We start from the raw sequence: 24,086 nt of genomic DNA, 5'->3' as shown, positions 1-24,086 counted from the left end.
TCCTGTCAAACCTGTTGGTCTTGTTACGGCGAACAGGTAAAGCTCGACGCTTCCGTCACCGGACCGCTCTTGTAGTGCGGCCAGGCCGGCCAGCGGCACAGCGGCAGCGCGCGAAGGGTCGCAAACGACGGCGCCTCGACCTTCTGCTCGGTAACTTCCAGGTCGCCGGGCGCCTTGCCCTTTTCGACCCAGTCGACCAGCGCGCTCAGCATGTCGACATTGGCCGGCGCGCCGGAGCCGACATGGTCGACCCCGGGCGCGGTGTAGAGCCGCGCGAACTCGGCCGTCTCGGCCTTGCCGAGCTTGCGTTCGACGCTCTCGAAATAGCGGATGCCGGCATAGGGGCTCTGCGCATAGTCGGCCATGTGTTCGAGCATGATCAGCCGGCCGCCGCGGGCGCGGAAGCGGCTGAGGTCGGGGTTGGTGGAATCCATCAAGCTGGAGACCTCGAGCAGCCGCGCCTTGTGCTGTTCGGGCTTATACGTCGTCACGTCGAGCTTGGGATCGCGCGCGAACACGTATTGGATGCCGCCGGCGCCGTAGATCCAGGCGATGCCGTTATTGGGCGCGGGCGGCTGCGCGGGAGGCGCCGTGCCGAGCCACCACGCGACCCAGCCGCCGGTCGGGCCGACCGCCGGCGTGTCCTCGCCCGACACGCCCCAGCCCGGATAATCGTCGAGGCCGTTGGCGAGCGGGAACGGGAATTTGTAGGTCGCATGCAGGGTGTCGATCGCCTTGATCTGCGCGTCGGTGAGGCACTGATCGCCCGTCTTGCCGCTCGCGCAACGCAGCGTCTCCGGCTTGAACGCCGCCTTGCAGGACACGGGATCTTGCACCAGCGCGTCATCGGAGCCGTCGGCCTTATCGCAAGCGGCCCGCACGGCATCGCCCACGAGCTTCACCTGCGCCGGATTGATCCAGCCGTCACCCATGGTCACGAGCCCGGAACGCGTGCCGGCATGCTGCAAGCCGACCCAGTTGATGACGGGCACGCGGGCAAAGATGCCGTCGAAATCATCGGGGTAGCGCTGCGCCATGGTGAGGCCTTCGCGGCCGCCTTCGGACGATCCCATGAAGTACATCTTCTCAGGTCTCTTGCCGTAGGCGCGCTGCATCAGCGCGACGGCGGCATCGCGCACTTTCTTGTAGGCGCGATGGGCGAAATTCTCGAAGGCTTCGTCGTTGAGCGCGAACAGTTGCGGCGGCTCGCCCGGCTTGGACTCATGACCGGAATCGGTGCCGTAGGTGACGAAGCCGCGCGCGAGCGGCGACGGCTTGTCGAAGGGATAGGCCGGCGGCAGCGCCAGGCCCGTGATCAGCACGCCGTTGAATCCGCCGCCGCCATATTGCAGCGAGCGGCCGTTCCATTCGACGGGCAAATTGACCTGAAACTTGATCGGCGGCGCCTTGGCATCGGTGGGATCGATATGGCCGAGCAGCTTGCAGAAGCCGGGATTGGCGGGCGTGACGCGCCCCGAAGGTGTCGGGCCGCGTTCGGCGACGGCCAGTTGCGAGGGCGCCAGCAACGTCGCCGAATCGATCTTTACGGCGTCAATGCCGCCAACGAGGCCCTTGCAGACGGTGTCCGCATCCTCGGCCAGCGTCGCCGCCGAGGCGGAGCTCGCGCCCAGCGCAGCCACTGCGCCCACCAGCAATACACACAGCTTCGCACGCACTTGCGCCATCGTTTCCCCCTGCACTTTCTGTTCTCGTTCGTTCCGCCAGGAGGCCGTATTCAAGGCGACCTCCGGCCGGCCGTCAATGACGCTAGTGCTCGAACACCAGCCGCGCGCCGACTGTGCCCTCGAGGCTGCGGATCTGCTGCAGCAGCGCGCCTGAATCCTGGCCGCCGAGGTCGGCATCGAGCACGACGTAACCGAGGTCGCCGGAGGTCTCCAGATATTGCGCGGCGATGTTGATGTCGCGCTGGAGGAAGACCTCGTTGAGCCGGCGCAGCATGCCGGGAACGTTGCGATGGACGTGGCTGAAGCGCGCGCCGGAGGGACGCAGATGCAACTGCACCTCCGGAAAATTCACCGCCCCCGTGGTCGAGCCGGTGATGAAAAAATCGACCAGCTTGCGCGCCACCTCGCCGCCGATGCGTTCCTGCGCCTCCTCGGTCGAGCCGCCGATATGCGGCGTGAGGATGACGTTGCCGAGGCCCTGCACCGGGCTCTTGAAGCGGTCCGAATTCGAGGACGGCTCGACTGGAAACACGTCGATGGCGGCACCCGCGAGATGGCCGTCGCGCAGAGCTCCCGCCAGCGCATCGAGATCGACGACGGTGCCGCGGCTGTTGTTGATCAGGAGGGAGCCGGGCTTCATCGCCCGCAGCTCCTTCTCGCCGATCATCCCGGCGGTCTCCGGCGTCTCCGGCACGTGCAGGCTGACGACGTCGCTCTGCGCCAGCAGCTCTTCCAGCTTCTCGACCGGCTCGGTGTTGCCGTGGCGGAGCTTGTCGGTGCGGTCGAAATAGATCACGCGCATGCCGATCGCTTCGGCCAGCGTCGAGAGCTGCGAGCCGATATTGCCGTAGCCGATGATGCCGAGGGTGCGGCCGCGCACCTCGCGGCTGCCGGTCGCCGACTTGTCCCAGCCGCCCTCATGGGCCGACACCGAGCGCGGGAAGATGCGCCGCAGCAGCATCACGATCTCGCCGATCACCAACTCGGCGACGCTGCGCGTGTTGGAGAACGGTGCGTTGAACACCGGAATGCCGCGCTTGCGCGCCGCCAGCAGATCGACCTGGTTGGTGCCGACGCTGAAGCAGCCGACGGCGAGAAGCTGGTCGGCCGCCTCCAGCACCTCATCGGTGATCTGGGTGCGCGAGCGGATGCCGAGCAACGACACGCCCTTGAGCGCCCGCCGCAAATCCTCGCCGTCCAGCGCCTTGGTCAGGCGCTCGACATTGGTGAAACCCGCCGTTCTGAACAGGTCCACGGCGCTGTCGTTGACGCCTTCGAGCAGCAGCGCCTTCGCGTTCCGCTCAGGGCTTTGGCCTGGGGCTGACATGAAATCTCCGTGGGTCACAGCTTCGCCGCAGCTCATAGACCGCGGGGGACGCGCAGCACAATAGGGTTCGGATACGGGGAGAAGATGGCGCTCTGCCTGGCAGACCCGTCATCCTGAGGCGCGAGCCGCGCGGCGCAACGCGCCGTGCGGGAAGCCTCGAAGGATGAATGGCCCAGATGCAGCCGGGCCGTCGCCCTTCGAGGGCCGCTGAAGAGGCGGCCACCTCAGGGTGACGGTATTGGGATCAGATGACGTAAAACCCATGCGTTCCGTCCAGCCGCAATTGTTCGACAAGGCCATATTCCCAGTCGAGATAGGCCTGCATCGCGCGCTCGTCGACGCCGGTGCCTTCATAGGGGCGGCGGTAGCGGTGGGCGGGGTCAGGCTTTGGGAAGACGTGCGGCGGACCGATTTCGAGCGCGCCGTCATAGCCGCCTTCCTGTACATAGACCTCCCAACCCATTTGCCCGAGCCAGGACGCCGTCATGTCAGCGCGGACGCCCTTGTCGTCGGTCAGCACGATGCGCGCGCCGCGCACCGGTGCGGCCATGTCGGTTTCCTGGACGAGCTGGCCGCCGGGATAGTGGCGGAAGCCGGGGAGATGGCCGGCTCCATATTCTTCGGCATCACGCACGTCGAAGCGATAGAGCGTGCGATCGGTCTGCGCGACAAGCGCAGCCATCTCGCCCGCGCCGAGGTGGCGAACGCCGGCGCGATAGGCGACGTCGCGCGCATTGGCCGGGCCGCCCTCGAACGGCCCGATCGCACCACGCCTGTTAGCACCATGGTCGAGCGTATGCCGCGCCAGCGTCCAGCCGATGGTACCGTTGCGCAATGCGCGGACCTTGTTCGGTACGCCGGCATTGATCAGCGATTGGGTGCCGATGATCGAGCGGGTGCGGCCGGCGCAATTGACGATGATGGTGGTGTCGGCATCGGGTGCCGCCTGCCCGGCCCGCAGCACCAGCTCCGCGCCGGGCACGCTGACCGAGCCCGGAATATTCATGGTGGCATATTCGTCGAAGCGGCGGACGTCGAGGATGGCGATGTTGGCCTTGTCCGCGATGAGTTTTGCCACCTCGTCGGCACTGAACGACGGCGTATGCCTGCGCGATTCGACCAGCTCGCCAAAGGCTTTCGAGTAGGAGTTGACGTCCTCGAAGATTTGATAGCCGGCATCGCGCCAGGCCTTCAGCCCGCCATCGAGCGCGCGGACGTTGGTATAGCCGAGCGCGGCGAGCCGCTCGGCGCCGGCAGCGACGAGGCCCTCGCCGTCATCATAGAGCACGATCGTCACGTCCTTGCGCGGCAGCCGCACCTCGGCTTCGATCCCGATCCGGCCCGCAGCCAGGTTGGCAGCGAACAGCGGATGTCCCGTCGCGAAACCAGCCTCGTGCCTGAGATCGAGCAGCGCGATCTCCTCGCGGAGCAGCAATGCGCGGCGGATGTCGGCCGGAGTGACGGTGGTGAGCTTCATGGCACGGACTCTGGGAAGTGACCATGAGCTTTTGAACCATTGTTGCGGCATTGGCTAGCCATGCCGCGAACAATCAAGTTCGATAGCCCTTGTCGGACACATCATGGGTCGAGGAGGAAGATCCTGCGCGCGTCGGCGTCACCTCAATCACATTCGTATGTAGCGACCACTTTCGCAAAGTCGAGCCGATCGAGAGCATCGCGGTCGATCCAGAAATGAAGCGTGCATCCGATATTGGCGTGCCAGTCAAGAAACGCGCGATCACCTTGCATCTGGAGCAATAGTATATCTTCGAAGTGCTGCTCCGTCGCATCTTGCGGGCCACTGCCATATCCCAGCATCTGATGGAGGGCGGTGTTGAAATGGCGGTATTGGCCGTCTCTTATGGTCGGGGTCTTCCAATGATTTCGACGCGCGAAATTCGTAAGATAGCTGAGAGGCACTTCGTCGAGAGCTTCGACGTTCTGCTCCGCCATGCATCGGATCGTATGATTGATGGCATTGCCGAGGTCCGACGCGATTGTGGACGAATACGTATAGACGTATTGTTTGACATTCTCGTAGGTGTGCACGACGTCGGTCCACCAGGCCCGAAAGATCGCTCTTGTGTCCGCATCCACGTCATCCATTGGAGTCAGCGCCCGACAACGCTCAAGCCATCCGATTGCGCCAGCGCGAAGGCGCTTCAATTCCGCGACTCCCTCGTCGTTGAGCGGCTTGTAAGAGTATCTGGGTGTCAGGTCGCGAACGACGTGCGACAGCACGGACCGAACCACATGATTGATCAGGAGCCAGTTGAAAGGCCAATGATCGTCCTTCTCGTATTCGGAGGCCATTCTGAATTGCAGAAAATCAGGTCCTCGCGGCTCACCGGGACCCAACGCCTTGCATAATTCTGCGATCATGAGTTCGCCTCCGACGGCGTCCTCGTGGAAATAGAAGTCCCGGAATACCTGGAAAGAAAGTGGATATTTGAATTCGATCTTGGAATGAAAATCGAGCGCCGGATCGAGCCATTTGACCTGGGCGTCACCATCGGTCCCCGCCAGCGGCATTAGATCGGACGGTGGCGCGCGGTCGGGATATGCGTCACCCGCGGCAATACCGTAGAGAACGCGGCAAGGCGGACGTCCTTCGCCCACGAACACGGAGCTGCAGAAGAAATAGAGCGTGCCTCGTTTCGGCAGCGGCGACCAACCGGAGCCCGGGACTTCGGCCAGGTCGATCTGAGCGACGAAGGTGAGCGCGACGGTCTCCAAGGTTTCGTTTGCCCTGACTTCCGCCGTCGGCCACTCCAATTCTGGGGGCAGCCTGGGAAGTCCGCCGAAGAAACTTCGCGCTCTGTGCGTGAGCGGCACCGGCAGGTCACTGCGTTTCACCAGTATGGCAGGCAGCGCCGTCTCTTCGATCTCGTCGCGTTCAGATACCGCCATCAGAAAACCACCACTCCAGGATGCACCTCGCCAATCGAACCATTTTGCGAAAGCTCCGACAAGTGCTTCTTGCCCGCGGCGCCAATGCGATCAGTTGCCACTGCCATTCGGCGATCGCCGAACGGCAGTCGACGCGATCACTCGCCCGGCACGAGCTGTCCGAGCCGCGGCTGCGCAAGGCGCCGCAGCTTGCGGCGCGACAAATAGAGCAGGACGCCGGTGACCGCGAACAGCGGCATCAGCGCGGCCGCGACCAGGAACGCGAGCTTGCCGGGCCAACCCAGAATCGCACCGCGGTGGATGTCGAGCACATTCGCGATGATCTTCTCGCCGAACGTCTTGTCGGCGTAGCGGTCCGCAGAGACCAACTGACCGGTCACAGCGTCGATGCGGAATTCGTCGCGGGTAGTGTCGAGGGTGGAGTCTTTCCCCCATGAGCGGATCCGGATCACCGTGCCCGGACCGGCGGGCAACGTCAGCAACGCCTTGGAGAAGCGGCTGCCCTCTTCATGCAGAAAGGCCGCCCAGGCACGATCAAAGCCGATCGGCTGTGCCGTCTCGCTCGCGGCACGCGACGCCTTTGCAGGCATCTTCGGCTGCATCTTCGCCGCGGCGATCTGCGGGCGCGACAGCAACCAGACGACGCCATCCTTGTACCAGTCGAACGAGTACCAGAGCCCGGTGAACGTCATCACCAGATAGACCGGCAGGACCCAGGTGCCGATGACCGCGTGCAGCGAGCGGTGCAGCCCGCGCCCACTCAGCCCGAAATTTGGTTTCAGCCACATCTTCACGCTGCCCGCACGCCGCGGCCAGCGCAGCACGAGGCCCGAAACCAGCATGACGATGAGGCCGAGCGCGGCCGCGCCCGTGATCTGACCCCCCCAGCCCTTGGCATCGCCGGGGATGAGCAGCCAGCGGTGCAGCTTGCGCACCGTCGCGAAAAACTCTTCGTCGTGCGGCGTGCCCAGCACGCGCGCGTCATAGGGATCGACATAGAGCGAGGACGGCCGCGCGCCTCGTTCGTCACGGGCGAAGCGCACATGCACCGCGGCGGACGGATCACTTGCTAGCGTCACGGCGGAGACCCTGCCCACATCCTGCGCCGCCGTCAGGCGCGCAACCAGTTCGTCCGGCATCAGCGCCGGTGCCTGGCGCGGCGCGACCTGCATGATGCCGGCGTTGAGATGATCGACGATCTCATCCTCAAAACTCGTGATCGCACCGGTCAGTGCGATCACGGCGAGCAGCAGCGCGAGCACGAGGCCGGCGATGGAATGGACCTGAAGCAGAGCGGCCTTGATCGCGCGCCAGGGGTCACGCATTGGCACGGGCCCTTCTGGTCCGCACGACCTGCAGATCAGATTCCTCGCGCCACACCGTCATCGCTAGAACTTCACCGTCGCCGACAGGGATACCCTGCGCGTGTCGCCGATCGCGACGTTTAAAGCGTTTCCGGTGGTGGACGTATAGTAGACCTTGTCAAACAGGTTCTTGACGTTGAATTGATAGATCACCGGCAGATTGTCGATCTTGGTGTCGTAGGTCGCAAAGATGTCCGCGACGGTATAGGCCGGCAGGAAGAACGTGTTGAGGGAGTCGCCCGGCCGGTCGCCGACATAGTGCGCGCCGCCGCCGAGCCGCAGACGTCCGGGCAGTGCATCGCCGAAATCGTACACGAGATAGAGTGAAGCCGTGTTCATGGCGGCGTTCAGCAGCTTGGCGTTGCCGACAACGGGATCGTTGATCAGGCGTGCGTCGGTATAGCCGTAACTTCCAATCAGGCTCCATTGATCAGTCAGTTTGCCGGTCACGTCCAATTCGACGCCGCGTGACTTGGCCGCGCCGGAGGCGCGCGCCGCCGACTTGCCACCGCCGGTGTCATCCAGCACCAGGACATTCTTCTTCTGGATGTCGTACACGGCCAGGGTGCCCGACAGCCGCTTGTTGACATCGAACTTCAGACCGGTCTCCCATTGCGTTCCTTCTTCGGGCGCGATGGTGGAGTCGACGACAAAGCCGGTGGTGAACGCTGCGACGACCGATGTCGGCTTCAACGACTGGGTATAGCTCACGTAGTAGGAGAGCTGATCGTTCAGCTTGAAGATGACGCCGCCGAGCGGCAGCACCTTGTCACCCGCCAAATTGGTGTTTGTGATGAAGTTCGGCCGGCCTTTTCCCGCGAGCTGTTCGTATTCCATCCAGCGTACACCCCCGACCACCGACAGCCAGTTGGTCAGATGGAAGGTGTCCTGAGCGAAGAAGCCGCGGGTGCCGAGCTTGTCGGTCTGTTCGCTGTCCGTTGCCGAAACAGCCGTGCCCGGCGAGATCAGTCCGTAGACCGGGTTGTAGAAATTGAAGTTGGCGGTCGCCTGTCGGATCAGGTCGCGGCGATCGATGGTGCGATACAGCGCTTCGCCGCCGAACAGGATCTCGTTGCGGAAGCCGCCCACCCAGACATCACCCTGGAGATAGGAGGTGCCGTAACTGGCGTTGCTTAGCGAGTTCTGGGTGCCATCGTTGCTGCGTTTCTCGACGCCGGTTTTAGCGTCGACGCTGGTGATGCGGAGCTGGTTGGCACTATAGGTCTCGGTGTTGTAGCTGTAGGCCGCCGTGACCTTCCAATTGTCGTCGAGCTTCTGCTCGACCGAGGCCTGCACCAGGTCCGAGGTGCCCCACATGTTGTTGAAGGGCTCGTCGAGCCGGCGCGTCTTCGGGATCGCCAGCGGAGCACCCTTGACGAAGGCCGTGCCGCGGTCGAACGGAGTGATGAACTCGCGGTGCTCATAGGTGAGCTGGACCGTCGTGGTGTCGCCGTACCAGGCCAGCGACGGGTTCACCAGCATTTCCCTGTGGCGGCCGAAATTGCGCCAATAGTCCTCGCTGACACCATAACCGACGAAGCGATAGGCAAGGCCCTGGTCGCCGATCGGGCCGGTGATGTCGAGCGTGCCGTCGGCGCCATTGCGATTGTTCGCGAATGTCGAACCGAGCAGCGTGACCGAGCCGTGCTGGTAGAGCTCCGGACGCTTGCTGATGGTGTTGACGATGCCGCCGGGATCCATGATGCCGTAGAGCAGCGAAGCCGGTCCCTTCAGCACCTCGACGCTCTCGACTGCGGCGTTCAGGCTGCGGCCCTGCACCAGCGGCATGCCGTTGCGCATGATCGAGCCGTCGCGGTTGTCGCCGAAGCCGCGGCGGATGACGGCGTCCTGAGTGCCGGCGAGTGTGTTGGTCTGGGTGATGCCGCTGATGTTGACCAGTGCATCGTCGATATTACGCGGAAGCTGGTCCTTCAACACCTGTGCGGGCACGACGTTGACAGACTGCGAGGTGTCGAGCGGCGAGGCGCCGCTGCGCAACGTGGTCGCGCTCGGCATCGCGCGGTAGCCGAGCTTTGCGGCTTGTTGCGCAGCGGCGTCGGCCGCGGCGCGTTCCGACAAGGTCGGAGCTGCGGGCGCGGTAGCATTGCGGCTGCGCTGACGCGCGGCCGCTTGCGTCCGACGTTGAGACGTTTCTGATGCGCGCGCCGCTTTCGGCCGCGGTGCCGGCGCCTCCACCGTCACCGGCGGCAGTGCGGATTGGGCGTGCGCTGTCGCGGAGCTGGAGAGACATTCGGCGAGCAGCACGGCCGCTCCGATGAGAAGACCCGGGCGGCTGTCGCCGGCAGGCGTTCGACGACCGCTGACGCGCTGGCCGTCCAGATAGACACGCACTTTCGATTCACTTCCAAGTCAGACGCAGAAGCTGGCGCGTCTAACAGCCGCTGTACGTGAAGAGAACCGGAAGCGGACTTGAATCGCTCTAGTGTTGAATGGTTCTAGATTCCGATCGCGCTATTCGGCAATCCTCGATTGATTGCGCAGCGAGTGCGACACGCAGCGCGCGAATTCGCGGCTACGCGTCGCGGTTTGCGCGATCTCACGCGATGGCCGGAGCCGTCAGCTCGTCGAGCTTGCGCTTGAGCGCGGTGCCGTCGGACAAGGCTCGGAGCGGCGGCCGCACGCGCAGCCAGCTCGCATCGCCCGTCTGTGCCGCAAGGATGGCTTTCAGCGTCGCGAGGAAGGATGGTGATTTCACCACGATGTCCACGGCAGCCTGCATGCGTGCTTCGACATCCTTGCCGTCGATCATTGCCTTGACCAGCTCCGGCGCGATGTTGGCCATGCCGCAGATGGTGCCGGCACCGCCGGCGGCGATCGCGCGGGTGATGTCAACCTCGTTGCCGACGGTGATGGCGAGCTCGGGAGCGGCGGCGCGGAACGCCTGGAACTGCTTGAAGTCGCCGCTGGAGTCTTTCAGGCCTGCAACGACCTTGCCGTAGCGCTTGCGCAAATTCGCGGCGACGCCGGTCGGGATCGCAACACCCGAGATCTGCGGGATATGATAGAGGTAGGCACGCAGGCGATCGTCGGCGACGCAGTCGAGGATCGCCGCAAAGGCATCCTCGATGCCTTCAGCGGTGACGCTGCGGTCGAAGTAAGGTGGCAGATACAGCACGTGACGGAGGCCGAGGCCGAGCACGGCACGCGTCAGTGCGACGCTGTCGCTGATGGCGGGAAAGCCGCCGCCGATTCCGATTCGGTCCGGCGCGACACCGGCCTTGAGCACGGCCTCGATGGTCGCGACGCGTTCGGTGACATTGAACGAGGTGCCCTCGCCGGTTGTGCCGAACAGCACGATACCGCCGACGCCCTTGCCGAAGAGTTGCTTGGCGTGGGCGGCGAGCTTGGCGGAGTCCACGCTGCCGTCCGTCGCCAGCGGCGTCGCCGACGCCACCCAGAACCCGCGAATTGCCTCCGTCATCACACCATCCGTTGCTGTGGCTTCGGACCAGGCCTCTGATCTCGGACGATCGAACCAGAGCTTGGCAAGCCTTGTTTTTGCTTTACTTTCTGCCTTGTACCTTACATACAACAAAGGCGCAAATCCTTTCCATCGTCATGGCGCGCATGACACGCAGCCAGATTCCGAGGAGGTCTCGCATGGACATGGTGACCCCCGTTGAGCGGCCCGACCAACTGCTCGGCGACTTGCGTAACAGGCTCGGCGCGGCTGCCGTGCTTGTCGGCACCGAGGTGCCCGCACGCAATTGCAACGACTGGAGCGCGAGCCTGCCGCAGGCGCCGCTCGCGGTGATCCGCCCGGTCGACGCGCAAGGCGTTGCCGACGCGATTCTCACCTGCCGGCAGGCGCATCTGGCGTTCGTACCGCAGGGCGGATTGACCGGGCTGTGCCGCGGCGCATCGCCTGAAGCGGGCTGGGTCGCGATCTCGCTCGAGCGCATGAGCGGCATCGAGGAGATCGATCACGCCTCGATGACGATGACGGTGAAAGCAGGCACGCCGCTTCAGACGATCCAGCAGGCCGCCGACGAAGCCGGCTTCTTCTTTCCGCTCGATCTCGGCTCGCGCGGCTCCTGCGCGATCGGCGGCAATCTCTCGACCAATGCCGGCGGCAACCGCGTGATCCGCTATGGCATGACGCGCGAGCTGGTGCTCGGGCTCGAAGTCGTGCTGCCCGACGGCACCATCATCACCAGCCTCAACAAGCTGATGAAGAACAATGCCGGCTATGATCTGAAGCATCTGTTCATCGGCTCGGAAGGCACGCTCGGCATCATCACCCGCGTGGTGCTGCGGCTGTTTCCAAAGCCGCGCTCGACCATGGCCGCGCTCTGCGTGCTCGAGGACTATGCCGCGGTGATTGCGCTGCTCGGCGCCGCGCGAAGCGGGCTCGGCCCGCTGCTGTCGGCATTCGAGGTGATGTGGCCGGATTACTGGGACGTGATCACGACTCGCGCCGGCGTCAAGCCGCCGGTCGCCGCAGGCGACGGCCTCTACGTGCTGGTCGAAGCGCAGGGCACCGACGAGAGCCTGGATGCGCCGCGCTTCCAAAGCTGGCTCGAAGAGCTGATGGAGCGCGGGCTGCTCGCCGACGCCGCCGTGGCGCAATCGCTGGCGCAGACGCAGAGCTTCTGGCGGGTGCGCGACATCTGCTCCGAGTTCGGCCAGGTGCTGGGGCCGCACATCTCCTACGACATCGGCCTCGCCGTGGCGCGGATGGACGAGTTCGTCACGCGCTGCAAGGCGGCGCTCGCGGATGGCATCGAGGGCTGCGAGAGCGTCTATTACGGCCATATCGGCGACGGCAATCTGCATCTCGTCTCCTGGGTGACCGGCCTTGCCGTCGAGCAGCAGCCGAAGGAAGAGATGGACGCGATCATCTACGGCCTCGTGCGCGAGATGGGCGGCAGCGTCTCCGCCGAGCACGGCATCGGCACGCTGAAGAAGAAGTGGCTGGGTCATGCCCGCAGCGAGGCCGAGATCGCGCTGATGCGGACGCTGAAGGCCGCGCTCGATCCCGATCATCTGCTCAATCCCGGCAAGGTGATCTGAGAGAGCCGATGCGATCGCTCAAGCTCGATGCACCGAAATCTCTGTCGCAGCGGGTGATGCAGCGGCTGCGCCAGGCCATCATCGACGGCGAGTTCGCGCTCGGCGCCGCCATCTCCGAGGAGATGGTGGCAAACTCCTTCGGCGTCAGCCGCACCCCGGTGCGCGAGGCGATGGGCCAGCTGCAGGCGCAGGGCCTCGTCGTGATCCGGCCGCAAGTCGGCAGTTTTGTCTTTACGCCTAGCGCGGAAGATATCACCGCGCTCTGCATGTTCAGGATCGCGCTCGAACCCAAGGCCGCCGAGCTCGCCTTTCACCATGATCGCGCCGGTGCAACCACGACGATGAGCGAGGCGATCGCGGCGATGGAGCCGGCGATCGCGGCCAGGGACAACATCGCCTATGGCCGTGCCGATGCCGCTTTCCACGAGGCGCTGTTCGCCCATTGCGGCAACCGCTATCTCGCCGAATCCTATCAGCTCGCATCCAGCCGCGTCGCGGCACTCCGCACCAATTTGACTTCGCCGATCGACGTGCGCACGCGCACGTCCTTCGACGAGCATCGCAAGCTGCTCGATCTGTTCGCCCGCGGCGAGTTCGCCGCCTTCGCGACGCTGATGACCACGCACGTCACCAATTCTGGCGTGGTCTACGCCAAAGCGCTGAAGGTCGATTGAGCGCTGCTACCGCGCGCCTTTCGTGCCGGGCCTGTCCAGGAAATCCAACGCGGTGTTGATCTGTTCGAGCTGGTATTCGATTTTGTCGCGGTCCTCGACCGTGGGCGCCTTCTCGAGCTGCTCGACGAGCTTCTGCTTTCGGAGCAGCAAGTTCTCTATGACTGTACTCACGGCTCCCCCATCCGCCAGAGGCGAACATCGGGGCGATACTAGACCCCGGGCGCGAGCGCGCGCCAGCCGGGCCGGCGCAAACCCTGCATCAGAATGTTCGCGAGGGCAGTTGGTTCCTGCGCGTGATCCGGGAAGGTGCACACAGCTGATGGCGGCGCCCGCGAACGGTTGAAGCGGTCGCACGCCCGGGCTGCCGGCCACGGAACCGGATCTTTCACGTGCCCGTCGGTTGTATTCGCGGTCCCGGAGTCCTATGCGTAGGCGCCATGGACATCCAGATCATCGCCGCCGAAAAGCCCCTGATGGCGCAGGCACGACCGCACAAGCCGGCGCCATTCCTCCCGATGAGCCGCGCCGAGATGGATGCGCTCGGCTGGGACGCCTGCGACATCGTGCTGGTGACGGGCGATGCCTATGTCGACCATCCCAGCTTCGGCATGGCCATCATCGGCCGCCTGCTGGAGGCGCAGGGTTTTCGCGTCGGCATCATCTCGCAACCGGACTGGCATTCGGCCGAGCCGTTCAAGGCGCTGGGCAAGCCAAAGGTCTTCTTCGGCGTCACCGGCGGCAACATGGATTCGATGGTGAACCGCTACACCGCGGACCGCCGCCTGCGCCATGACGACGCCTATACCGCGGGCGGCGAAGGCGGCAAGCGGCCGGACCGCTGCACCGTGGTCTACGCGCAGCGTTGCCGCGAAGCGTTCAAGGGCGTCCCGGTCGTGCTCGGCGGCATCGAGGCCTCGCTGCGCCGGATCGCGCATTACGATTACTGGTCCGACAAGGTGCGCCGCTCGGTGCTGGCCGACGCCAAGGCGGACCTCTTGCTCTACGGCAATGCCGAGCGCGCCGTCGTCGAAGTGGCGAACCGTCTGGCCGCCGGCGAGGCGCCGCGCGAGCTCGACGACATCAGGGGCGTCGCGCTGTTCCGCCGCGTGCCTGAAGACTACGTCGAGCTGCACGCCGACGATATCGATTCCGCCGACGAAGGCGCTTCGCGGACGAAAGGCTTGACCGTGATTCGGCTGCCCGCTTTGGAACAGGTCGAGCAGGACAAGGAAGCCTATGCGCGCGCCTCACGCGTGCTGCACCGGGAGAGCAATCCCGGCAATGCGCGGCCGCTGGTGCAGCGTCACGGCGACCGCGACCTCTGGCTCAACCCGCCGCCGATCCCGCTGACCAGCGAGGAGATGGACGCGGTCTACGATCTTCCCTATGCGCGCGCGCCGCATCCGTCCTACGGTGACGCGAAGATCCCGGCGTGGGACATGATCAAATTCTCGGTGACGATCATGCGCGGCTGTTTTGGCGGCTGCACCTTCTGCTCGATCACCGAGCACGAGGGCCGCATCATCCAGAACCGCTCCGAGGGCTCGATCCTGCGCGAGATCGAGAAGATCCGCGACAAGACGCCCGGCTTCACCGGCGTGATCTCGGACATCGGCGGTCCCACCGCCAACATGTACCGGATGGCGTGCAAGGACCCGAAGGTCGAGGCCGCGTGCCGCCGGCCGTCCTGCGTGTTCCCCGAGATCTGCCCGAACCTCAACACCTCGCATGACGATCTGATCCGGCTCTATCGCAAGGTGCGCGAGACCAAGGGCATCAAGAAGGTGATGGTCGCCTCCGGCGTGCGCTACGACCTCGCGGTCGAGAGCCCCGAATACATCAAGGAGCTCGTCACCCATCACGTCGGCGGCTATCTGAAGATCGCGCCCGAACATACCGAGCGCGGACCGCTCGACAAGATGATGAAGCCCGGCATCGGCGCCTACAACCAGTTCAAGCGGATGTTCGATGCCGCGGCCGAACAGGCCGGCAAGAAATATTACCTGATCCCGTATTTCATCGCGGCGCATCCGGGCACGACCGACGAGGACATGATGAACCTCGCGCTGTGGCTGAAGAAGAACCGCTATCGCGCCGACCAGGTGCAGACCTTCCTGCCCTCGCCGATGGCGACCGCGACGGCGATGTACCACACCGGCGTCAACCCGCTGCGCGGCGTGCGCCGAGGCGGCAGCGACAAGGTCGAGGCGATCAAGGGCCTGCGCCAGCGCCGCTTGCATAAGGCGTTCCTGCGCTACCACGACCCCGACAATTGGCCGGTGCTGCGTGAGGCGCTGAAGGAGATGGGCCGCGCCGATCTGATCGGCTCGCGTCCGGACCAGCTGGTCCCCGCGCACCAGCCGCCCGGCACCGGCAAGGCCGCCGGCACGCGGCGGCCGGTTCGTCCAGACGGTAAGACCCAGCGGTTCACGACCAAGGGCCTGCGGGTGATGAAGTAGCGGGCGAGCCGGATCAGGTCCGATTCAACCTCGCACTGTCGTGCCCTCAAAACAGAAACCTCGAAAACAACCCCATGCACAGTAGCCGGCATGAGCGGGATCAATGGCTTAGACGCTTTGCGAATCCGCTGAATCCGGCGGGCGAGACAACGGAAAACTAAAATTAGTTTTTTGCGAAATATTGACTCGTCGGGCAAAACAGGCGCAGGGTGCCATTGTCGCGGCACGCGTGGCAGGGCGAGCCCCAACCGCTACTCCGTATCGATATCCTTCAGCTTCACACCGCGTCCCGCCCCCCTCACCTCTCCACCGGCACCCCCGCCCCTCGATGATACCGGCTGGAAAAGAACACCAGTGGCGTGGTGTCGCGGTGGTCGCAGGTCGAGACTTCGGCGATGATCAGCGTGTGGTCGCTGACATCGACGTGCCGGGTGACCTCGCAGGCGAACCAGGCGATGCATTCCCGAAGGCGCGGCAGGCTGTCGACGATGTCGTAGTCCGGACTGGCGCCGGTGTTCGGCTGGCTCGCGAAATGCCGCGACAGGTCGCGGCCATGGTCGGGCAGGACGTTGACGCAATAGCGCGCCGTGGCCGAGATCGCGCGGTGCATCCGGCCGGGCCTGATGGAAACCAGCACGGTCGGCGGCGACAGGCTGACGGTGACAAAGCTGTTCGCAGTCATGCCGCAGACACGGCCGTGCTCGTCCAGCGCAGTCAGCACCGCAACGCCGGTCGCAAAGCGCGAGGCGGCTTCGCGAAACGACGCGGGACTGGCGCGCTGCATCTCAGTATCCGCTCGTGAGGTGGAAGAGCGTCGCGCCATCGTTCGTCACGCAATCGCTCTGACGGGCTCGGGCGGCGCCGACATGCATTCGATCCAGGCCTGGATGCGCTGCGGTGTCGAGATGCGGTCCCATTGACGGTCCGGGAAGTTGAAGTTCTCGGTGAACTCGTTTGCCAGCGCGGGATTCTGGCTCATCGCGCCGATCAGCATGCCGAGCGCGTCCGTCGGCGGCTGCAGCATCACGTTGGTCCAGCGCGACGCCGCCAGCACGCGATCCTGCCGCTTCAGATCGATCTTCTCGCAAAGCCGAGCGTCGAGCGCGTCGGAATGGACGATTTCCTCGCCGAGCACGAAGGCGGCATAGGAAGCGATATTGGCGCCTTGGCCCATCATGGGATCGACAATGGCATGGACGTCGCCGAGCGCGATCGCGCATTTGCCGTCGTCGAACTCGACCACCGTGTTGCGCACCGTCGGCACCACGCCGCCTTGCAGCAGATCCTGCGGCTGGGCCAGATCGAACCGCGCCGTATCGATGCGGTCGTAGGTCGTCGGATGGTGCTTCTCCAGCTTGCCCAGCAGCACCTTCAAAAAGTGCTTCGGGTTCTCGTCGTAGCTGAGCGTCGCCAGCTCTTCCATGTCGCCGCCCGGCACGTTTTCCATCAGCAGCGCATTGGCAACACCGCCGAAGGTGACGGTCGGAATCACGATCATCTCGCCGTGCCCGGGTGACACCGAGAGAGTGACATTCATGGGATCGGGCTGCCGCACGCCGGTGTAGAGCCCCACGCATAGGCGCCGTTGCGGCTGCGAATAAGGCGTGTGCTCCGGACGGTAGGTGAAGAGCTGGCCGAGCGGTCCCTTGCCGGTCGAGACGACCAGCAGGTCGAAGCGGGCGACCAGCGGACGGATATCGCGCTCTTCGATGCGGCGGTATTCGATCCTGCCGCCGCGGCTGACGAAATCCTTCATCAACGCCGGAAGATAGATCCGGTAGTCGACGGCGCGACTTGGCTTCGAGAAGTCACCGCGAAAGCTCAGCGGCTGCGGGAAATTGAAGACGTGATCGTGGTAGTAATAGTGGTCCTTCGGATCGGTCCAGTGATTGACGCCGAGATAGTCCTCGCGCGCGATCGTCACGTGATGATGCGCGACGGTGTTGAGCAGCCGGATATTGCGATAATCCTCGGGCTGCCGGTCGGTGATGACAGTAGCGTCGACGCCATGCTTCTGCAGGTAGAGCGCGAGATGCAGCCCGGCGATTCCGGCGCCGATGATTCCGATGTTGCGTGCCACCGTCATGTCCTCCCCTGTGATTGTTCGTTTTGAGGAAGCCTAGCCGCCCGCTGTGTTGCACACCACGGAATAAATGGGATATAATTTATTCCAGATCGGAATGAATTATGGACCGGATCGATTGCCTCCGTGCTTTCGTTCGCACGCTCGAGAGCGGCAGCTTCTCGGCTGCGGCCAAGGAGCTCGGCATCGGCCAGCCCGCCATCAGCAAGCGTATCGCGATGCTGGAAGACGAATTCGGCACGCAGCTGTTCTTGCGCACGACGCGCACGCTGAAGCCGACGGCAGAGGCGCACCGGATCTACGATCTCGCGCGGCAGATCCTGGAGAGCTTCGACATGGCGCGATCGAGCGTCGAACAGGCAGCGCCCCGCCCCACCGGCACGCTCCGGATCGGCGTGCCGTCGTCGTTCGGACGACGCTACATGATGCCGGTCATCGCCGAATATGTCCGGAATTATCCGGAGGTTCGGGTCGACATCCGCTTCAGCGAGCGCTTCGTCAATCTGGTGGAAGAAGGCATCGAACTCGCGCTGAGGATCGGAAACCTGGAGGCGAGCACGCTTGTCGCCCGCCGGCTCGGCACCGTGCAGCGCTATCTGGTCGCGACGCCCACCTATCTGCACGGCCGCCTGATGCCGCGGACGCCGGATGACCTCGGCTCACACCAGTGCATCGTCTATTCGCGCATGACGCCGGCGCAGCAATGGGCCTTCGAATCCGAGCATGGCCGTCACGTCGCGTCCATCAACGGCCCCATCCACGTCGACGATGCCGACGCGATGCAGGAGGCGACGATGCATCATCTCGGCATCGCCATCCTGCCCGAGTGGAACGCGGCGGACGGCCTTCGCAGCGGCGAGCTCGAGCATCTGCTTCCGGACTACGCCATCGCCGCACTGCCCCTGCATGCGGTCTATCCGGAGACGCAGTGGATGTCGCTGCGCGCGCGAAGCTTCCTGAATCTCCTGGTCGAACGCGCCGGGCACTTCGCGCCGGCCTCGTCGCATACCCGTACCGCCGGCGCCGGCGGTTGACGCCACCCCTGCCATCATTAAATGACGCCCATGAAAAAAATCGGATTCCTCTCCTTCGGGCACTGGACGCCCTCGCCGCAATCGCAGACCCGCTCGGCTGCGGACACGCTGCTGCAATCCATCGAGCTTGCGGTTGCGGCGGAAGAGCTCGGCGCCGACGGCGCCTATTTCCGCGTGCATCATTTCGCGCGGCAGCTTGCCTCCCCCTTCCCGCTGCTGGCGGCGGTGGGCGCGAAGACCAGCACAATCGAGATCGGCACGGCCGTGATCGACATGCGCTACGAGAATCCGCTCTACATGGTGGAGGATGCAGGCTCCGCCGATCTCATCGCCGGCGGCCGGCTCCAGCTCGGCATCAGCCGCGGCTCGCCCGAGCAGGTGATCGATGGCTGGCGTTATTTCGGTTATCAGCCGGCCGAGGGCCAGAGCGATGCCGACATGGGTCGGCGCCATGCGGAGGTCTTTCTGGACCTGCTTCGCGGCGAGGGCTTTGCAAAACCCAATCCGCAGCCGATGTTTCCAAACCCTCCGGGGTTGTTGCGCCTCGAGCCGCATGCGCCAGGGCTGCGCGAACGGATCTGGTGGGGCGCCGGCTCGAACGGGACTGCGGTGTGGGCCGCAAAGCACGGCATGAATTTGCAGAGCTCGACGCTGAAGAATGACGAGACCGGCGAGGCCTTCCATGTGCAGCAGGCCGCCCAGATTCGCGCCTATCGCGCGGCGTGGAAGGAAGCCGGCCACAGCCGCGAGCCCCGCGTGTCCGTCAGCCGCAGCATCTTCGCGCTGATCGACGATCGCGACCGCGCCTATTTCGGCTCCGAGCGCGGCGGCGAAGACCAGATCGGCTTCATAGACCCGCGGACGCGGGCGATCTTCGGCCGGAGCTACGCGGCTGAACCGGATGCGCTGATTGAGCAGCTCCGGCAGGACGAGGCGATCGCGGAGGCGGATACGTTGCTGCTCACGATCCCGAACCAGCTGGGCGTGGACTATTGCGCGCATGCGATCGAGGCGATCTTGACGCATGTGGCGCCGGCGCTCGGATGGAGGTGACGGGAAGGGCAAAGCCAGGCCCGTGTGACCCCGACGGGAGCCGCAGTCGCACGACCTGAAGTCGCGGTTGACTTCAGTCACTACCCTGACAATGATGCCGCCGGGGATTTGGAATTCATCAGGGGCGAAAATGCGGGGTGGTTATCTGGGGGCTCTGGTCGTGGCCGCGTGTCTTGCGGGCTGCGCATCGGGGCCGATGGGCAGTGCGGCTCTCACTGACAACGTCAAGTCAAATACTGCACGGCTTGTGGTCTATCGGACCTCGGCGCTGGGATTTGCGGTTCAGCCCAACTATGTGGTCGATGGGCGCGTGATTGGCGGCAGCCAGGCCGCAGGTTTCGTGGCGTGCGAGCTGCCTCCGGGCCCCCACGAGGTCGCCGTCAACAATCTGCCGCTGAGCACGAATCTGTTCGGACAGGGCAGCGAGAAGATGAGCGTCGATCTGCGCGCCGGCAGCACGACCTATCTCTCCGCCCAGCCGCAGATGGGGATCGTGACACCAGGCGCGATCACGCTGATCCAGGTCACTGAGGACCAGGGTCGCGCGGACGTCGCCAGCCTGCATCAGAGCAACGGGTCGTGCGGCAAGGCGTGATTCGAATCGCTCCGCTCTCGAAGCGCTGATGAGACGCCTTGCCCTGACGATCATCCTGCGTCTTGGCCGCTACGCCGTTCTTCCGGTCGTGGCACTGGCCTGCGTGATGCTGGCTGTCTGGCTGATGGCAATGGATCGTTACACGGTCGCGACGCTGGCGACCGCACCAATCGTGTTCTCCATATTCACGGCCGCGGTGGCGGTCGCCATTGGCCTGCTGCTCCTGCCCACGCCAAAGCATCGGAGTTTCGAGGCGAGCGAGGAGACCGCCCCAGGCCTCTGGGCGGCGTGGAAGGAGCTCGACCATGGCTTCGTCCGATCCAACCGCAGCTTGCGGATCGACACCAATTTCAACGCATCGATCAGCGAGGTCAGCCGATACGCCGGGCTGTTCGGGCGTCAGATCACGATGATCGTCGGCCTGCCACTGCTGATCATCCTGGATGAGCGTGCAGTTCGCGCGGTCATCGCCCATGAAGTGGCCCATGCCCGGCTTCGCCATACCTCGGGAAGCATCAACCTTTCGGATTTCATCGCGGCCTCCGAGAACGTGCTGTTCTACGCCGATCCGAACCACACCATCACGGGACGCATTGCCCGAGCCCTGCTCCGCTCCATGCTCGAATGGCTCGAGAGGGAATATCGCACCCTGTCGCGAGAGAACGAGCTTTACGCCGATCTCGGGGCCGCCGAACAAGTTGGCCGCGCCGAGATGGCGCGGGCGCTGATCCTGATGGAGGCGTGCGGAACGCGTCTCACCGATCTCATCTACGCCCCTACTGGAGAAAGAGGTGCTGGGCGCCATCCATGCACCCCGCCCGCCTTTCGAGCGCGTCTTGAACCAGCTCGGGGACATCAGGGCGCCTGAGCCGATGACCGCGGCTGCCGTCGCCGGCCTGACGCGCGAGCACGATCCGGACGCGACGCACCCGCCCTTTGCCAAGCGGCTTGCCAATCTCGGATACACCGGCGTTCCCGATATTGGCGACATCGAGACATCCGCTATCGAGCAGCTTCTCTCGCACGACGCGGCAAAGGACATCGCGGCCCGCTTCGACGACGAATGGCGGAAAAAGGCGCAGGCTTGGGTGACCGTCGGCTGGTGAGCTACGGGCTACGTCGCGGCCTGGTAGTGTGCCAGCCGCTCCGGGTCGTCATCCGGAACGGAGACCGTCTGCGCCCTGATGTGGCTGCCGATGACCAGCCCGGTGAGCGAGAGCATGAGCCCCAGCGCCAGCGGCGCGAACAAGGCCTCTTCCTGAAACAATCCATTCAGCAGCACGACCATGACGCCGAAGCCCGCGAGCCCCTGCGTCAAATATCCAGAGAATGCATAAAGACGCCAGGCCTTCAGCGCCACCGCGAAATGAAACGCCAGCGGAACGAGGGCGGCGATGCCCATTTGGTATAGCAGGACGCCGATCGCACTCTCGACGGCGCCGTTCGTCGTTCCGGCGGCCTGCGCGGCGCTCCAATCGATCGAGAAATAGTCATCCGACAGATTGCCGCCAACGCCCAAGCCGCGGCCAAACGGCTTTTCGAGAAATCCGTTCAAGCCGCCCATGAGGCCGAGAACGTGATAGTCGCCGATCTGCAAGCCGACGCGGATCGCGGCAATTGCAAACACGATCAAGGCCACGAAGCCGAGCCATAGCGTCACCACGGCGCCGAGCAGACGGGTCGATATCCAGGCCGTGGCGACGAACACCACCACGATGAGCGCTCCCTTCACGCTGCAAACGATCAGCAGCGGCAACGCCACGAGGGCCAGAAACGGACGCCCTACCGAAAACAGGAAAAGCCCGAAAAACGCGATCCCGTACGCGAAGCTGATCGGGTGCATATTCGGTCCGTGGATGCGGAGGATCTTCGACAGGCCGAACCCTTCGAGCAGGGGCGTATTGAGAAAGTCGAAGCTGAAGCGATCCTTCAGATCGACCGGCACGTTGCCGGTGGCGCGCATCTCGGCTTCCCAAACGCCGGAACGGGCCGCCTTGAGCTCGTCGAAACCCCAGAACGTGTAGCCGTTCGTGATGGCCAGCCAGAAATCCCGAAACGCAAACTCGACGTATCCGCACAGGATCAGAATGGCTCCAAGCGTCACCAGGAACGGCGTGGCGCGAACCTCATAGGTCGCGGCCGTCAGCAGCGAGAGCTGGAACAGGAACAGCGGCAGCACGATATTGCGCAGATAGACCGTTGCCGCCTGGCCATCCTGGACGAAGCCGATCGCGAAATACAACGACACCACGGCGAGGGTCACGACACCCCAACGCATGATCTGATTGACCTCGGTCGACCGGCTCCTTTGGCCGGCGACATACAACCCAAATGTCGTCAGCCACATCACGGAGCAGACGAGAAAATTATAGCCTTTGATGAAGTCCAGGTCGGACGGCGCCGAAATCAGCGGCGACAGGATCGAGACGAACAGGTTCTGGAAGAACAGGACGAAGACCGCGATCGCCGGCGCGTAGGTTGGAACCGCAACCACGATGGCAATGGCGACGAGAACTTCGACGGTCAGAGACAGGACCGGGCTCGCCACGTGCAGGACCGGCACAAAGCCGATCGTTGCGATGGCGATGCAGAGCGTCGGGATCAGCTCGCGCCAAGGCGAACGCGAAGGCTCGGGACAGCCCGCCTGCACAGTTTGAAGATGGGGTGAGGTCCCGCCACTCATGACTCGTCCTTTGGCGCAGCGCGGCGGCCACGATAGCGGCAGGATGGGTAAGGATTCGTTAACGATGGCGGACCGGGTTCAGCGCCGGCCCGGCTTCGCGGCGCCGAGCAGCGCGCGCATGACGTCGGGATCGGGCTTGCCGGTGCCGCTTTCGAGCAGGCCGAATCCCTGCGCCAGCTCCCAATGCGCCCAGCCCCAGCAATGCGCCCGCGCATGTGCGGTCACAGCCGCGAGCCAGCGCACGCGGCTGTCCCGGGGCGCTGCGGCTTTCAACACGCCAAATTCGTTGATGATGATCGGCCGCGGAAATCGTTGCTGCCACGCGACCGCGGGCGCGAGCCAGCGGCTGACATCCGGCTTGTCCCTGGCGGCGGCAATCGCCGTGTCGAGCATGCCGAGCGCCTTCGTCGCCCCTCTGTCCTGCAAGTCCCGGCGGAGCGCCTGAACCCCGGGATCGCCGGCGCTGATCGGATAAGGCAGATCCGTGATGTCGTGCAGCGGATCCTGCACGTCCCAGTGGCCCTGGTGTGTGAACACCATGGGATCGTAGAAATGGATGGCGTAGACGACGTTTGGATCCGGCAACGGGCGAAACCGCGGCAGCGAGTCCGCGCGTTGCCAGTCGACCGGGCCGACGATCAGCGTCGTCGCGGGAAGCAATTGGCGAACGAAGGCGGCGAGCGTTTCGACCTGCTTTTGCCATCTGTCGGCTTCGATGTCGGGCTCATTGAGCAGCTCGGCGAAGACGCGGTCGGCCGGAAAAGATTGAATGACCCGGGCGAGCGTGCCCCACGCATCCTCGAGCTCGCGCAGCGACGCGTCGGCGTCGTCCTTGTGCAGGCGATTGAAACGATCGCCGGGATGAAGATCGACGGAGATTGAATAGCCGAGCGAGATGAGCAGCTTCAATGCCTTGTCGAGCGCCCGCAGCGTCTCATCGCGGTCCGCTTTCGAGGCGAAACGCAGCATCACGCGCTCGGCCGGCACCGGCAAGCGGACATGACTCATCCCCGCCTTGCGAAGCTGCTGCAGCAACTCGCGCGTTGGAGGCGCGGATTTTTCGCCATTGATCCAGCCGTCGGCATTGAACCCGCGCGACAGCGCGGCGAGCCTGTCCGGCGCAACAGTCTGCGGAACAGGCACGCAAGTTTCGGCCGATGCCGCTGAGGCAAGCGGCGTTGGCAT

20 protein-coding genes are annotated in these 24,086 nt (G+C 64.5%); 8 read left to right on the top strand and 12 right to left on the bottom strand.

The window, feature by feature from the left end:
- Positions 1–23: 23 nt before the first annotated feature.
- From AC0L2J_RS28320 to AC0L2J_RS28290, 7 genes are all read right to left on the bottom strand, one after another.
- Positions 24–1,685 (bottom strand): tannase/feruloyl esterase family alpha/beta hydrolase, encoded by a 1,662-nt coding sequence (locus tag AC0L2J_RS28320; RefSeq protein WP_007615573.1) that lies wholly within the window; start codon positions 1,683–1,685, stop codon positions 24–26.
- An 82-nt stretch (positions 1,686–1,767) separates the two neighbouring features.
- On the bottom strand, positions 1,768–3,012 hold the full coding sequence (gene serA / locus AC0L2J_RS28315; protein ID WP_007615575.1) for a phosphoglycerate dehydrogenase: 1,245 nt from the start codon (positions 3,010–3,012) through the stop codon (positions 1,768–1,770).
- A 244-nt stretch (positions 3,013–3,256) separates the two neighbouring features.
- The gene (locus AC0L2J_RS28310; protein ID WP_473395185.1) at positions 3,257–4,489 is read right to left on the bottom strand and encodes a rhodanese-like domain-containing protein; all 1,233 of its coding nucleotides are present in this window, start codon (positions 4,487–4,489) and stop codon (positions 3,257–3,259) included.
- A 143-nt stretch (positions 4,490–4,632) separates the two neighbouring features.
- Complete coding sequence (locus tag AC0L2J_RS28305) at positions 4,633–5,922, bottom strand: DUF1963 domain-containing protein (protein ID WP_473395184.1); 1,290 nt, start codon at positions 5,920–5,922, stop codon at positions 4,633–4,635.
- A 137-nt stretch (positions 5,923–6,059) separates the two neighbouring features.
- Positions 6,060–7,247, bottom strand: coding sequence for a PepSY-associated TM helix domain-containing protein (locus AC0L2J_RS28300; RefSeq protein ID WP_473395183.1), 1,188 nt, complete (start codon positions 7,245–7,247; stop codon positions 6,060–6,062).
- Positions 7,248–7,310: 63 nt separating this feature from the next.
- Positions 7,311–9,638, bottom strand: a complete 2,328-nt coding sequence (locus AC0L2J_RS28295) for a TonB-dependent siderophore receptor (RefSeq protein ID WP_063994201.1) — start codon at positions 9,636–9,638, stop codon at positions 7,311–7,313.
- Positions 9,639–9,843: 205 nt separating this feature from the next.
- Positions 9,844–10,728, bottom strand: coding sequence for a dihydrodipicolinate synthase family protein (locus AC0L2J_RS28290; RefSeq protein WP_063994202.1), 885 nt, complete (start codon positions 10,726–10,728; stop codon positions 9,844–9,846).
- 179 nt (positions 10,729–10,907) lie between these two features.
- Between AC0L2J_RS28290 and AC0L2J_RS28285 the strand changes: the two genes are divergently transcribed.
- Both AC0L2J_RS28285 and AC0L2J_RS28280 read left to right on the top strand, forming a co-directional pair.
- Positions 10,908–12,320, top strand: a complete 1,413-nt coding sequence (locus tag AC0L2J_RS28285; RefSeq protein ID WP_473395182.1) for an FAD-binding oxidoreductase — start codon at positions 10,908–10,910, stop codon at positions 12,318–12,320.
- A gap of 8 nt (positions 12,321–12,328) precedes the next feature.
- Positions 12,329–12,994: a GntR family transcriptional regulator gene (locus AC0L2J_RS28280; RefSeq protein WP_473395181.1), complete on the top strand. Its 666-nt coding sequence runs from the start codon at positions 12,329–12,331 to the stop codon at positions 12,992–12,994.
- A gap of 6 nt (positions 12,995–13,000) precedes the next feature.
- On the opposite strand, the gene AC0L2J_RS28275 is transcribed toward AC0L2J_RS28280, so the two are convergent.
- On the bottom strand, positions 13,001–13,165 hold the full coding sequence (locus AC0L2J_RS28275) for a hypothetical protein (protein WP_007615599.1): 165 nt from the start codon (positions 13,163–13,165) through the stop codon (positions 13,001–13,003).
- A 266-nt stretch (positions 13,166–13,431) separates the two neighbouring features.
- Here AC0L2J_RS28275 and AC0L2J_RS28270 point away from each other — a divergent pair, with 266 nt between their 5' ends.
- Positions 13,432–15,453 carry a YgiQ family radical SAM protein gene (locus AC0L2J_RS28270; RefSeq protein ID WP_473395180.1) on the top strand — a complete coding sequence of 674 codons (2,022 nt, stop codon included), beginning with the start codon at positions 13,432–13,434 and terminating at the stop codon, positions 15,451–15,453.
- A gap of 298 nt (positions 15,454–15,751) precedes the next feature.
- Here the strand turns inward: AC0L2J_RS28270 and styB are convergent, their stop codons facing one another.
- Entirely contained in the window at positions 15,752–16,237 is a 486-nt protein-coding gene (gene styB / locus AC0L2J_RS28265) for a styrene monooxygenase NADH-dependent flavin reductase subunit StyB (protein WP_473395179.1), read from the bottom strand.
- A gap of 45 nt (positions 16,238–16,282) precedes the next feature.
- On the bottom strand, positions 16,283–17,533 hold the full coding sequence (gene styA / locus AC0L2J_RS28260) for a styrene monooxygenase subunit StyA (protein ID WP_473395194.1): 1,251 nt from the start codon (positions 17,531–17,533) through the stop codon (positions 16,283–16,285).
- Positions 17,534–17,640: 107 nt separating this feature from the next.
- Here styA and AC0L2J_RS28255 point away from each other — a divergent pair, with 107 nt between their 5' ends.
- The 5 genes from AC0L2J_RS28255 to AC0L2J_RS28235 all read left to right on the top strand — a co-directional run bounded on the left by AC0L2J_RS28255 (position 17,641) and on the right by AC0L2J_RS28235 (position 21,324).
- A complete protein-coding gene (locus AC0L2J_RS28255) occupies positions 17,641–18,570 on the top strand; it encodes a LysR family transcriptional regulator (protein ID WP_473395178.1) in 930 nt (309 codons plus the stop codon).
- Positions 18,571–18,600: 30 nt separating this feature from the next.
- Positions 18,601–19,623 (top strand): LLM class flavin-dependent oxidoreductase, encoded by a 1,023-nt coding sequence (locus AC0L2J_RS28250; RefSeq protein WP_473395177.1) that lies wholly within the window; start codon positions 18,601–18,603, stop codon positions 19,621–19,623.
- A gap of 130 nt (positions 19,624–19,753) precedes the next feature.
- Positions 19,754–20,218: a DUF2846 domain-containing protein gene (locus AC0L2J_RS28245; protein ID WP_063994212.1), complete on the top strand. Its 465-nt coding sequence runs from the start codon at positions 19,754–19,756 to the stop codon at positions 20,216–20,218.
- Positions 20,219–20,246: 28 nt separating this feature from the next.
- Positions 20,247–21,086, top strand: coding sequence for a M48 family metallopeptidase (locus AC0L2J_RS28240; protein ID WP_473395176.1), 840 nt, complete (start codon positions 20,247–20,249; stop codon positions 21,084–21,086).
- 4 nt (positions 21,087–21,090) lie between these two features.
- Positions 21,091–21,324, top strand: a complete 234-nt coding sequence (locus AC0L2J_RS28235) for a hypothetical protein (RefSeq protein ID WP_473395174.1) — start codon at positions 21,091–21,093, stop codon at positions 21,322–21,324.
- 8 nt (positions 21,325–21,332) lie between these two features.
- Here the strand turns inward: AC0L2J_RS28235 and AC0L2J_RS28230 are convergent, their stop codons facing one another.
- Positions 21,333–22,901: a hypothetical protein gene (locus AC0L2J_RS28230; protein ID WP_473395173.1), complete on the bottom strand. Its 1,569-nt coding sequence runs from the start codon at positions 22,899–22,901 to the stop codon at positions 21,333–21,335.
- 78 nt (positions 22,902–22,979) lie between these two features.
- Positions 22,980–24,044 carry a glycoside hydrolase family 5 protein gene (locus AC0L2J_RS28225; RefSeq protein ID WP_473395172.1) on the bottom strand — a complete coding sequence of 355 codons (1,065 nt, stop codon included), beginning with the start codon at positions 24,042–24,044 and terminating at the stop codon, positions 22,980–22,982.
- Positions 24,045–24,086: the final 42 nt, after the last annotated feature.

Source organism: Bradyrhizobium sp. MV1.5 (assembly GCF_055807615.1).
Note: the sequence above shows the minus strand (reverse complement) of the source record. Positions and strands in the feature narration are given on the sequence as shown.